The organism is Pseudomonas sp. c313 (assembly GCF_055407145.1).
The window spans coordinates 481,452-493,796 of the sequence record NZ_JBUZRD010000001.1 but is presented as its reverse complement, the minus strand read 5'-3'; the positions used below and the strand labels follow the sequence as shown (position 1 = coordinate 493,796).

Below are 12,345 nucleotides of genomic sequence, written 5' to 3'. Positions count from 1 at the left end.
ATCTCCTTTAGCCTGCGGATGATCTTTTTTCACAGCAAGATACAGGCCCACTGCGACTCAGCCGGTCGAGACCAGGCAGGCTGGAGGACGCCGTTGCACCCAATGCGTCAGCTGTTCATGGGCATAAGCCAGCTGCAATACCGCCCGATCTGCCTGGGCGGGGCCGATGATTTGCAGGCCCATGGGCAGGCCCCGGGGATTGAACCCCACCGGCACGCTCATGCTCGGCAGACCGGCCAGGGTCGGGCCGATCACCACCTCCATCCAGCGGTGATAGGTGTCCATTTCACGCCCGCCAACGATGCGCGGCCAAGGTTGTTGTGCATCGAAAGGGAACACTTGGGCGGTGGGCAACAGCAGAAAGTCGTAACGGTCGAACAATTTGCCGAGGGCGCGGTACCAGTCGCTGCGATTGACCGACGCCTGGTACACCTGCGCCGCACTCAGGAGCAGGCCGCCCTCTACTTCCCATTGCGCTTCGGGCTTGAGCAAACGACGCTTTTGCGGATCAGCATAAGCGGCGCCCAGGCTGCCCTGCACCAGCCAGTGGCGATGCACCAGCCAGGTCTGCCACAACCGCTCCATCGCAAAATCCGGCTGGCAGTTTTCGACAGCACAACCCAGTGCAGTGAAATCGCCAAGGGCCGACTCGCACAAATCCAGCACGCCGTCTTCCATCGGCAAATAGCCGTTGTAGTCCCCCAGCCAGCCCAGGCGCGCCCCCTTGAAGTCGCGCTGCAAGGGTTGGCCAAATATTGCCGGATCATCCTTGAGGGACAGCGGCACCCGAGGGTCGTAGCCCGCCTGGGTGCTCAACAACTGCGCCACGTCCGCCACGCTGCGGCCCATCGGGCCTTCAGTGGCCAGTTGCTGGACAAACAACTCTGGCGCCGGCCCATGGGGCACGCGGCCCTGGGATGGGCGCAAACCAAACACGTTATTGAACGCCGCCGGGTTGCGCAGCGATCCCATCATGTCGCTGCCATCGGCCACAGGCAGCATGCGCAGCGCCAGGGCGACTGCTGCCCCGCCGCTGCTGCCACCCGCCACAAGCGTCGGGTCGTAGGCGTTGCCAGTGGTGCCAAACAGCGTGTTGTAGGTCTGCGAACCCAGGCCGAATTCCGGGACATTGGTCTTGCCGATAATGATCGCGCCGCTGGCCCGCACCCGCGCCACGCTGATCGCATCTTCAGTGGGTACTTGGTCGGCAAACAGCGGCGAGCCGAGGGTGGTGCGCAAGCCCTTGGTGGCCGCCAGGTCCTTGATCGCCTGGGGCATGCCGTGCATCCAGCCACGGGATTGGCCCTTGTCCAGCTCCCGGTCACAGGCCTGAGCCTCGGCCAGCACATCCTCGTGGGAACGCAATGAAACCAGCGCATTGACCGCCGGATTGAAGCGTTCGATCTGCGCCAGGTACGCTTGCATCACTTCATGGCAGGACACTTGTCGGGCATGGATCGCCCGTGACAGTTGCACAGCATCCAGTTCAACAATCTCAGGACTCAAGGTTTGACCTCGCTGGAGAATGGCACCGGTCTCGAAGCCCGTGGTGCCTCATGCATGCAGTAAGTGCCCAGCAGTGTCAGGACGCAAGCGAACAGCACATAAAACGCCGGTGCCACCGGAGTGCCCAGGACCTTGCTTAGCCAAGTCACGATCAGCGGCGCAAAGCCACCAAACACCATCACGGCCACGTTGTAGGCCACCGACACACCGGTGGAACGCACTTCAATAGGAAACTGCTCGGCCAGGGCCGTCGGCGCCGGGCCGAAAAAGCCGCCAATGGCCGTGCACAGCATCACTTGCATCACCAGCAACCGCTCGATGGACGGCGCCGCCGCGACCCATACATACAGCGGATAGACCATCACAAAAAACGCCAGGGTGAAGGCCATCAATACCGGTCGACGTCCGAGCCGATCCGAGAGCAGGCCGGACAGCGGAATGACCACGGTCATCAGCGCCACAGCGAACATCTGCACCATCAGCACCTGATCCAGCGGCAGGCCAAGGTTCTTGTGGGCAAACGTCGGCATGTTCACCAGTACCACGTAGAACGACACCGTCGCCCCGCACGCCAGGCCCATGGACACCAGAATGCTGCGACGGTGATCGCGGATGACTTGCATCAGCGTCGGCGCCGGGCCTCGGGCCTGTTTGCGCGCCTCGATAAATTCTTCGGGGTCTTCCATGTGCCGGCGAATCCACAAGCCCACCGGGCCAATCAGCAGACCAAAAATGAATGGCAAGCGCCAGCCCCACAGGTCGAGGGCTTCGGGAGAAAAGAAGTGGGTGACCAGCGCCACCATCGCCGCGCCGCCAAACACTGCCATGCACTGCCCCACCAACTGCCAGGAGCCATACAAACCCTTGCGATGGGCCGGTGCGCTTTCCACCAGGAACGCCGTGGCACTGGCATATTCGCCGCCCGTGGCAAAACCCTGGAGCATGCGCGCCACGACGATCAGCAGCGGCGCGCCCATGCCGATAGCGGCGTAGTTGGGCGCAAAGGCAATCAACGCGATGGACACCGTCATCAGGCGGATGATCAGTTGCATCGCCGCCTTGCGACCTTTGCGGTCCGAATACATGCCCAGCAGAACCCCACCCACCGGGCGCATGAAGAAGCCGACGCCGAAGGTGGCCAGGGCCATCAATAACGACGCGTATTCATCGCCAGAGGGGAAAAACTGCCGAGCGATGATGCTGGCCAGAAAGCCGTAGACGATGAAGTCGTACCATTCCAGAGCGTTGCCGATCACCGCCGCGACCACTTGCCGGGTACGGGACACACTTTTTATTGAAGTCTGCATGAGAACACTCCATTCAACCTGTTGGGGAAAGGTCCAGCGGCAGAAAAAAATGTTTCGTCAGGCAGGCTTGAGCCAGCTCTCGGCCAGCGCGCCCCAGTAGGCGGCGCCTGTCAGCAGGATGTCGTCGTTGAAGTCATAGGCTGGGTTGTGAACCATCGGCCGCGACACGCCGTTGCCGATGAACAGGTAACTGCCGGGGCAGCGTTGCAGCATCCAGGCAAAGTCTTCGCTGCCCATCAGTTTGGGGGTATTGGCGTCGACGGCGGCTTCGCCGAGCAAGGCGACGCCGACCTGGCGGGCGAATTCAGTTTCCTCGGGGTGGTTGACCAGCACCGGGTAGGCCGGGCGGTGTTCGATCTGTGCAGTACAGCCAAAACTGGCGGCCTGGGTCAGGATGATCGCCTTGACCCGCTCCAGCATTTGCTCGCGCACCGGCGCGTTAAGGGCCCGCAGGCTCAGGCGCAGCACCGCTTGCTGGGGAATCACGTTGGCTGCCTGGCCCGCTTGCAAGGCGCCAACCGTTACCACTGCGGCTTCCTGGGCATTGATATTGCGCGACACCACCGTCTGCAGGGCCATGACCATACTGGCCGCCGCCACCAGCGGGTCCACCGTCAGGTGCGGCATGGAGCCATGGCCGCCGACACCTTCGAGAGTCACGGTCAGCAGGTCCTGGGACGCCATCATCGGCCCGACCCGCAGGCCCAGATGGCCGGCGGGCAGGCCCGGCATATTGTGCATGCCGAACAGCGCATCGCAGGGAAAACGCTCCAGCAAACCGTCGGAGAGCATCGCTTCGGCGCCGCCCTGGCCTTCTTCGGCGGGCTGGAAAATCAGGTTCAGGGTGCCGTCGAACTGACGGGTCGCGGCCAGGTAACGAGCGGCTCCCAGCAGCATGGTGGTGTGGCCGTCGTGACCGCAGGCGTGCATGCAACCGCTGTGTTGGCTGCTGTAGGCGACGCCGGTGTTTTCGATGATCGGCAGTGCATCCATGTCGGCGCGAATCCCCAGTTTTCGCGAGCTGCTACCGTTGCGCAGCACACCGACCACGCCGGTCTGGCCGATGCCAGTGTGGACCTCAAAGCCCCAGTCTCTAAGGGATTGCGCTACGAGGGCCGAGGTGCGGTTTTCTTCAAAGCCCAATTCGGGGTGCGCGTGGATGTCCTGGCGCACAGCGTGCAGGTCGCTGGCGACATCGCTCAGCCAATCCAGAATGTGCTGGTGTGGGCTCATGGTCATTCTCCTCGCAGGCGGGTGTTCCCGTTCTTTTTCGCGGCGCGCAGCAGCGCGTTCGTGGCACACCGTCAGATAACCGCGATGGGCACGCGAGGACAATCAAAGGTGGTTCCACCCTGTGGAACATCAAGGTGTCAGTCGGCAACCCTGGCGTTCGTCCAGCCATTGGGCGCTGTGGGTTCGGCCCAGTCCGCTGACGATGACCAAGCGCTTTTCGGTGTTGTCGACGAAGGCGCTGGTGGGCACGTATTGCTTTACATAACCCTGGCAATACTCGGCCGGGTTGCCTTGCACATAACGGCAGGAGCAGTACTCCTTGGCGGTGTAGGCCGCGATGATGTCCGGGAAGGCTTGCAGGTTGGCCCGTTCGTGCCAAACCCAGCCCAACAGGGCCAGCATGAGCACGATCATCAGGCTGCTGAACGGACGACGGCGAATCATGGTTGCACCTGTTGGGCCACGGCGGCGAGCACACGTTTGAGTAATTCGTTATGGCGATAGCTGCCGTCGCGGTCGTCACCGTAGCGCACGATCACCAGGTGTTCGTCGGGCATCACGTACAGCGCCTGCCCCCAGTGACCCAGGGCCGCTAAGGTATCAGCGGGAGCATCCGGCCAAGGCCTCGCGGCGCCCTGGACTTCGCGATTGAGCCACCAGTGACCGCCGGGGACGGCTTCGTCCTGGCCGGGCGTGTACTTGTCAAAGGGCTGGCGGTTGAAGGCTAGCCATTCCTGGGGCAGCAACTGGCGTTCACGCCAACGGCCGCCGCGCGCCATCAACAGACCGATCCGAGCCAGGTCCCGTGCGGTGAGGTAGGCGTAGGACGAGGCGACAAAGGTTTCGTCGGCGTCGCTTTCCCAAGTGGCGTTGCGGATGCCCAAGGGGTCGAACAGCGCGGTCCACGGGTAATCGACATAGGCCTTGTGACCGAGCATGCCTTTTAATGCGGCGGACAGCAGGTTGCTGTCACCGCTGGAGTAACGGAAGGCCTGACCCGGCGCGCTGAAGGTACCGGTGGCGGCGGTGAACGTCGCCATGTCGGCGCGGCCACGGGTGTAGAGCATCGCAACCACCGAGGACTTCAGCGGTGCGTACTCATAGTCTTCCTGCCAATCCAGGCCCGAGGCCCAGTGCAGCAGGTCGGCCATGGTCACAGCCGGATGCTGTTTCATCGGCGGGTAAAAACGCGCGGCCGGGTCGGTCAATTTGAAGCGATTATCGCCATAGGCCACGCCCAGCACTGTGGCCATCAGGCTTTTGCTGATGGACCAGGTCAGGTGCGGGGTCGTTGTCGTGGTGGGCGCTGCGTAACGTTCGTAGATCACTTCACCGTCACGAATGACCAGCAGTGCGTCGGTGCGGATGCCCTTGCGGGTGGTGTCGTCACGCGGAGGGAAGGCGTAGTCGTCGAGGGCACGGGAGGCCGGGCCGGCGAGTTGGGGGCCTTGGGACCAGTCTTTGAGAGGCCAGGTTTCGGCGTGAGCCGTGACGGCGAACAACAGGGCGGCGCACAACAGGCCTTTGAACATGGTCGGGGACTCAGGGGGGGGCATTCGAACCCGCGAGCCTAGCGGAGGTAAATGACGGTTTTGCGTCAGGCCAGTTGGGGGGGACTGTGTGTGTGTATCCGTTGCTGCGGTAATGGCTGCCTAAGGTTCCGCTCTTACAGCGGCTCACTTTTGAAGAGCGCAAAAGTAAGCAAAACGCTCTTGCCCCACCACTTGGTGCCTCACTTAGGCTCGGCATGCCCTCTCTCCGGCATTGCCATCGTGGTTAACGGGGCGCCTTAGATCAAAATCAAAAGCAAGAGCACGGCGGCCTGGTAGCCGACCTGAGTGGTGAGAAGCAAGAGCGGATCCCATGCCACCTGTAAGAGCTAGCTTGCTCGCGATGGTCGTTAACGATGACACAGGCATCCTGAATCACCTCGGAGCCCGAGGGTTCTTTGCGAGCAAGCTCGCTCACAGAAAAGCAGATGGGCGCTGGCTCTTGATCTGTCTGCCCATAAAACCGGAGTGATAACACGCCGAGCCTAGGCGAGGCGCCGATAGGTAGGGCCCGTTCCCTTTTGGTTACTTTTGGCTGGGCCGGCATTCCGGGCTCTTCCAAAAAGTGACACGCCATAAGGGCGTAACCCCAAGCCGCCGTTGCTGCGGTAACGGATATGTACTCAGTCACATAGATACCCATGCTCCCAACAGCCCCCCATCAGAATCGTGGCCAGAGCCCTGTCATCTAAGCGTCACCGTAACTTCATGGAGATGACACCGGGGTTACATAGCCTGACTTTGCACAACAAAGTCGACTGGCCGCAACCCTGGCCGGCACCTGGAGACTCGCCATGACTCAGATCGCCCGCATCAGCGACACCGGCAATGAACGCCGTCTGCAAGCCGAACGCCTGATCGGCGCCCAGGCGTTGCAGGAAGCCCAGGCCTTGCGTTTCAACGTATTCAGCGGCGAGTTCAATGCCAAGCTCAAAGGCGCTGAACTGGGTCTGGACATGGATGACTATGATGTTCACTGCAGCCACATCGGCGTGCGGGACTTGAACAGCGGTCGACTGGTGGCCACTACTCGCCTGCTGGATCACCAGGCCGCCAGCACCTTGGGCCGGTTCTACAGTGAAGAAGAGTTCAGCCTCCACGGCCTGCGCCACTTGCAGGGGCCGATCCTGGAAATCGGTCGCACGTGTGTCGACCCGGCCTATCGCAACGGCGGCACCATCGCCGTGCTCTGGGGCGAGTTGGCCGAAGTCCTCAACCAGGGTGGCTACAGCTACCTGATGGGCTGCGCGAGCATTCCGATGCAAGACGGCGGCATCCAGGCCCACGCGATCATGCAGCGCCTGCGCGAGCGCTATCTGTGCAACGAACACCTGCGGGCCGAGCCGAAAAAACCGCTGCCAACAATGGACTTGCCGTCCAACGTCATCGCTGAAATGCCGCCATTGCTCAAGGCTTATATGCGCCTGGGAGCGAAGATTTGCGGCGAACCGTGCTGGGACGAGGATTTCCAGGTGGCCGACGTATTTATCCTGCTCAAGCGCGACGAGTTGTGCCCGCGTTATGCCCGCCACTTCAAGGCCGCCATGTGATGGGCCGACTTCGGGTGTACGGGCGGATTGCCCGCGTGCTGCTGGTGGTGGCGCTGGGTTTGACGATGGCCAGCGTGTTTGGCCTGTTCGAGCGCCTGGGGGTGGCCAATTCCATGGTCCGGCGTCAGCGCTGGTCGCGGTTTTTCATGGCGCGGCTGGGTAATGCCCTGCCCTTTCGTGTCACCATTCAGGGTGAGTTGCCGCAACAGCCAATGTTGTGGGTCAGCAACCATGTGTCCTGGACCGACATTCCTTTGCTGGGCATGGTGGCGCCGCTGTCGTTCCTGTCCAAGGCCGAAGTGCGCACCTGGCCGGTGGCGGGTTGGCTGGCGGCAAAAGCGGGCAGCCTGTTTATCCGCCGTGGTTCAGGCGACAGCCAGTTGGTCCGCAAACAAATGACCCGGCATCTGGAGCAAAAGCACCCGCTGCTGATGTTCCCGGAAGGCACCACCACCGACGGCCGCGCCCTGCGCACCTTTCATGGGCGGCTGCTGGCCAGTGCCATTGATGCCGACGTGGCACTGCAGCCAGTGGCGATTCGTTATCTGCGCGATGGGCAGATTGATCCACTCGCCCCCTTTATTGGCGACGATGATTTGCTGTCGCACCTGATACGCCTGTTCGGCAATGACCAGGGCGATGTGGAAATTCATCTGCTCAAGCCGATTGCCTGTGCCGGTCAGGAACGGGCGGCGCTGGCGTTCCAGGCGCAGCAGGCGGTGCAGAAGGCGTTGTTTGGCGAGGTGGTACAACCGGCCAAACCACGGCGAGCGGGGGAATTGGTCGCCGCCTAAACAGTGTGCTCTGCGGCAAACACCTGCAACTGGGGATAAAACACCCGGAAGTCCTCACTCAACGGCTCATACAACAGCCGTAATTCCTGCATGGCATGGCCCAGTTCCTCGGGCCGTGTCAGGCGCCGGGAAATCCCCCGCAGCACCTGCTCCATCACCGCAAATTCGCGGTAGGAGCCCAACCAGTCATCCGCCGCCATATACGGTGCAATTTGCGCCAGCCGCCCCGGCAATTGCGGCTCGGCGGCCAGTACCCGGTAAACCTCGGTGGTAAAGTGCTCCAGGGGTTGATCGGCGTACAACGCCCAATCCCGCGCCAGGCAGTGATCGAAAAACACGTCGAGGACGATACCGGCATAGCGTCGCCGGGTCTGGCTGAAGCGCGACAACGCCGCCCCTATCAGCGGATGACTGTCGGTAAACCGGTCAATGCTGCGATGCAGTGCAATGGCCGACTCGATTTGCGGGCTGAACTGGCCTTGCAGGCGCCCTTTGACGAAGTCGCCATAGAGGCTGCCCAGCAGTTGCGCAGGAAGTTGGCCGCCAAGGTGCAGATGTGCGAGATAATTCATGCCGAGCAGTTTAGCACTGCCATCAACGCATCGTTATAACCCGATATATCGATTTGGCCTTCAGTAAGACCAAAAACATATTTGTATATCGTGATATAACGATTTAAAGTTCGCCTCATCGCGATATAACGTTTTACAAAACCCGAGCACTGCCATGTCCATTGACCTCGACGAAATAATAAAAGCCCTGGCGCACCCAGTACGACGAGACATTCTCAACTGGCTGAAAGACCCGAAAGTGCAATTCCCCGAACAACTGCACAACCACGAGTACGGCATTTGCGCCGGACAAATCGACCAGCGTTGCGGCCTCTCGCAGTCCACCGTCTCGGCGCACCTGGCCACCCTGCAACGGGCAGGACTGATCTCCAGCCAGAAAGCCGGCCAGTGGCACTTTTTCCGACGCAATGAAGACGTGATTCAAGCCGTCATCCAAGCCATCACCGAAGAACTCAGCCCCCCGCTGTAACAGGACCCGACAATGCCTCTCTCGCTACTCATACTGGCCTTAAGCGCCTTTGCCATTGGCACCACCGAGTTCGTCATCATGGGCCTGCTGCCTGATGTAGCGGCCGACTTGGGTGTGTCGATTCCCGGCGCCGGCTGGCTGGTGACCGGTTACGCCCTGGGCGTGGCCATCGGCGCACCTTTCATGGCACTGGCTACTGCCAAGTTGCCACGCAAGGCCGCGCTGGTAGCGTTAATGGGCATTTTCATCATCGGCAACCTGCTCTGCGCCCTGGCCAGCGATTACAACGTGCTGATGTTTGCCCGTGTCGTGACCGCACTGTGCCACGGTGCCTTCTTTGGTATCGGTTCTGTAGTAGCGGCCAACCTAGTGCCAGCCAACAAACGTGCCTCGGCCGTGGCCCTGATGTTCACCGGCCTGACCCTGGCCAACGTCCTCGGCGTGCCGCTGGGTACCGCACTGGGCCAGGAAGCCGGCTGGCGCTCGACCTTCTTCGCCGTGACGGTAATTGGTGTGATCGCGCTGATCGGTCTGATCCGCTTTCTGCCGGCCAAGCGTGACGAGGAAAAACTCGACATGCGTGCTGAACTCAAGGCCCTCAAGGGCGCTGGCATCTGGTTGTCCCTGACCATGACCGCGCTGTTTTCAGCGTCAATGTTCACCCTCTTTACCTACGTCGCACCGTTGCTGGGTGATGTCACCGGGGTTTCGCCCAAAGGCGTGACCTGGACCCTGCTGCTGATTGGCCTGGGACTGACCGTGGGCAACATCATCGGCGGCAAGCTGGCGGACAAGCGCCTGGCAGCCACCCTGATCGGCGTGTTCATCAGCATGGCGGTGATCTCCACCGTACTGACCTGGACCAGCGTCGCGTTGATCCCGACTGAAATCACCCTGTTCCTCTGGGCCACCGCTTCGTTTGCCGCCGTGCCGGCGCTGCAGATCAACGTGGTGACCTTCGGCAAGGCCGCGCCAAACCTGGTGTCGACCCTGAACATCGGCGCTTTCAACATCGGCAACGCCCTCGGCGCCTGGGTCGGCGGCAGCGTCATCGCCCATGGCTTTGGCCTGACCAGCGTGCCCTTGGCCGCAGCCGCCCTCGCGGTGCTGGCGCTGCTGGTAACGCTGATTACTTTCCGTCAGGGCGGCGATGCCGACCTGGCCCCTGCTACCAACTGATCACTAAAGAGAAGGGTGTATCCCATGACGACTATTTTCGATCCAATCAAACTGGGCGACCTGGAACTGTCCAACCGCATCATCATGGCGCCACTGACCCGCTGCCGTGCCGATGAAGGCCGCGTTCCCAATGCGCTGATGGCTGAATACTACGTACAACGGGCCTCCGCCGGGCTGATCCTCAGCGAAGCCACCTCGGTGACGCCGATGGGCGTGGGTTACCCGGACACGCCGGGCATCTGGTCCAACGACCAGGTTCGCGGCTGGTCCAACATCACCAAGGCCGTTCACGGCGCAGGCGGCAAGATCTTCCTGCAACTGTGGCACGTTGGCCGGATCTCCCACGAGTCGTACCTGAACGGTGAAACACCGGTCGCACCAAGTGCGATCAAGCCAGAAGGTCACGTCAGCCTGGTGCGTCCGCTGGCCGATTACCCGACGCCACGCGCTCTGGAAACCGCTGAAATTGCCGATATCGTCGACGCCTATCGCGTCGGTGCCGAAAACGCCAAGGCCGCTGGTTTTGACGGCGTGGAAGTCCACGGCGCCAACGGCTACCTGCTCGACCAGTTCCTGCAAAGCAGCACCAACCAGCGCACCGACAACTACGGCGGCTCCCTGGAAAACCGTGCACGGCTGATGCTGGAAGTAACTGATGCAGTGATTGAAGTCTGGGGCGCCGGCCGTGTGGGGGTGCACTTGGCACCGCGTGCTGATTCCCATGATATGGGCGACGAGAACCTGTCGCAGACCTTCACCTACGTGGCGAAGGAACTGGGCAAACGCGGCATCGCATTTATCTGCTCCCGTGAAAAAGAAGCCGGCGACAGCCTGGGCCCACAACTGAAAGCAGCGTTCGGCGGCCCGTACATCGCCAACGAACGCTTCACCAAGGACAGCGCCAATGCCTGGCTGGCCTCAGGCAAAGCGGATGCGGTGGCTTTCGGCGTACCGTTCATCGCCAACCCGGACCTGCCGGCTCGCCTGAAGGCCGATGCACCACTAAACGAAGCGCATCCGGAAACCTTCTACGCCAAGGGCCCGGTCGGTTACATCGACTACCCGACTCTGGCGCTCTGATCCGCTAAAGCGCAAAAGCCCCGGTTTGTGAGAGCCGGGGCTTTTTTGCACGTCCGTTATCGTTAACGACCTTCGCGAGCAAGCTCGCTCACAGAGCGACGGGAAACATTCCTTCACAGCCTTGCAACAATATCGCTACAAAATACTTAGTCGACTTCCTATCAACCCTGCGCCAGCCCATATATAAAGTCATTCCACAAAATCAGGCAAAGAGACGATTGACCCGCCCTGTTCTTTACTGTTGACACAACTGGACGCAATTACGCATTTTGTCTTAATCGCGCAGGCTAGGGCTCAAACGTAGCATGTCCAACGCGATATCGACCCAACGCTCAGCCTCCTGGTGCAACTGAAAGCTGTCAGGCACCAGCAGCCACTGGCCAAGGATTCCGTCGATATAGGCATGCATGCACACCGCGGCGCGTACGGTGTCGAGATTCTCCGGAAGTTGCCCGCGATGGACCGCGTTACGCAGGGCCAGGCCGATGCGCAGGTTGCACTCCAGGCTGGCCGTCTGACGCTGACGGCGCAGATCACACATTTCATCGGTGAATTCGCACTTATGAAACAAAATCTCATTAATGCGCCGGGTCTTCGGGTCCAGGGCCACTTGATGGAACAGATGAATCAACAACTTGCGCATACAGCCCAGCGGGTCAACTTCATCCTCGCTCTCGCTGGCCCTGGCCATTTCATCCAGCGGCTCATGCAGGGTATCGAGCATCGCCTGCACCAGGTCGGCCTTGTTGCTAAAGTGCCAGTAGATGGCACCACGCGTCACACCTGCCAGCGCCGCGATATCCGCCAGCGTGGTTCGCGCAACCCCGCGCTCGTAAAAAGCCTGCTCGGCGGCCTCAAGTATCTGGCTGCGCGTTTCCTGAGCTTCCTCTTTGGTACGACGAACCATGGCAGTAAAACCTCAATCAGGACACTTGGGGTGGTCGACAACGACCATCTGAATAATTATGGGACAACACCGTCATGGGTGCCGAACGTACTAGAATCGAGGCTTTCAACGGAGAGTTGTGACGAATCCGGGAAACCTGTCAAGAGTTTACAAACAACCATGAACGTAAGTATATTGCGTAGCAAGCTACTTATCCAC

The 12,345-nt window shown here is 61.0% G+C and carries 12 protein-coding genes; 5 read left to right on the top strand and 7 right to left on the bottom strand.

Features of this window, described 5'->3' with window-relative positions:
- Positions 1-57 precede the first annotated feature (57 nt).
- The 5 genes from ACZRKZ_RS02355 to ACZRKZ_RS02335 form a co-directional block, all read right to left on the bottom strand.
- Entirely contained in the window at positions 58-1,506 is a 1,449-nt protein-coding gene (locus ACZRKZ_RS02355; RefSeq protein WP_463980599.1) for an amidase, read from the bottom strand.
- On the bottom strand, positions 1,503-2,813 hold the full coding sequence (locus tag ACZRKZ_RS02350) for a citrate-proton symporter (RefSeq protein WP_463980598.1): 1,311 nt from the start codon (positions 2,811-2,813) through the stop codon (positions 1,503-1,505). The genes ACZRKZ_RS02355 and ACZRKZ_RS02350 overlap by 4 nt, the downstream gene beginning before the upstream one ends.
- A 57-nt stretch (positions 2,814-2,870) precedes the next feature.
- Entirely contained in the window at positions 2,871-4,046 is a 1,176-nt protein-coding gene (locus ACZRKZ_RS02345; RefSeq protein WP_463980597.1) for a M20 aminoacylase family protein, read from the bottom strand.
- A 129-nt stretch (positions 4,047-4,175) separates the two neighbouring features.
- Entirely contained in the window at positions 4,176-4,490 is a 315-nt protein-coding gene (locus tag ACZRKZ_RS02340) for an amidase (RefSeq protein WP_149414277.1), read from the bottom strand.
- Positions 4,487-5,578, bottom strand: a complete 1,092-nt coding sequence (locus ACZRKZ_RS02335; RefSeq protein ID WP_463980596.1) for a serine hydrolase domain-containing protein — start codon at positions 5,576-5,578, stop codon at positions 4,487-4,489. Before ACZRKZ_RS02335 ends, ACZRKZ_RS02340 begins: the two co-directional genes overlap by 4 nt.
- Positions 5,579-6,390: 812 nt before the next feature.
- Between ACZRKZ_RS02335 and olsB the strand changes: the two genes are divergently transcribed.
- Positions 6,391-7,146, top strand: a complete 756-nt coding sequence (olsB, locus tag ACZRKZ_RS02330; RefSeq protein WP_463968293.1) for an L-ornithine N(alpha)-acyltransferase — start codon at positions 6,391-6,393, stop codon at positions 7,144-7,146.
- Positions 7,146-7,940 carry a lysophospholipid acyltransferase family protein gene (locus ACZRKZ_RS02325; RefSeq protein ID WP_463980595.1) on the top strand — a complete coding sequence of 265 codons (795 nt, stop codon included), beginning with the start codon at positions 7,146-7,148 and terminating at the stop codon, positions 7,938-7,940. Before olsB ends, ACZRKZ_RS02325 begins: the two co-directional genes overlap by 1 nt.
- On the opposite strand, the gene ACZRKZ_RS02320 is transcribed toward ACZRKZ_RS02325, so the two are convergent.
- Positions 7,937-8,512 carry an acyl carrier protein phosphodiesterase gene (locus tag ACZRKZ_RS02320; protein WP_463980594.1) on the bottom strand — a complete coding sequence of 192 codons (576 nt, stop codon included), beginning with the start codon at positions 8,510-8,512 and terminating at the stop codon, positions 7,937-7,939. The two genes, ACZRKZ_RS02325 and ACZRKZ_RS02320, sit on opposite strands and share 4 nt — an antisense overlap.
- A 154-nt stretch (positions 8,513-8,666) precedes the next feature.
- Here ACZRKZ_RS02320 and ACZRKZ_RS02315 point away from each other — a divergent pair, with 154 nt between their 5' ends.
- From ACZRKZ_RS02315 to ACZRKZ_RS02305, 3 genes are read left to right on the top strand one after another with little or no spacing between them, the layout of a single operon-like run.
- Positions 8,667-8,981 carry an ArsR/SmtB family transcription factor gene (locus ACZRKZ_RS02315; protein ID WP_133099323.1) on the top strand — a complete coding sequence of 105 codons (315 nt, stop codon included), beginning with the start codon at positions 8,667-8,669 and terminating at the stop codon, positions 8,979-8,981.
- Between the two features lie 12 nt (positions 8,982-8,993).
- On the top strand, positions 8,994-10,160 hold the full coding sequence (locus ACZRKZ_RS02310; protein WP_149414272.1) for an MFS transporter: 1,167 nt from the start codon (positions 8,994-8,996) through the stop codon (positions 10,158-10,160).
- Positions 10,161-10,184: 24 nt separating this feature from the next.
- On the top strand, positions 10,185-11,240 hold the full coding sequence (locus tag ACZRKZ_RS02305) for an alkene reductase (protein WP_350613530.1): 1,056 nt from the start codon (positions 10,185-10,187) through the stop codon (positions 11,238-11,240).
- A gap of 274 nt (positions 11,241-11,514) precedes the next feature.
- Here the strand turns inward: ACZRKZ_RS02305 and emhR are convergent, their stop codons facing one another.
- Positions 11,515-12,147, bottom strand: coding sequence for an efflux system transcriptional repressor EmhR (emhR, locus tag ACZRKZ_RS02300; RefSeq protein WP_463980593.1), 633 nt, complete (start codon positions 12,145-12,147; stop codon positions 11,515-11,517).
- Positions 12,148-12,345 lie beyond the last annotated feature (198 nt).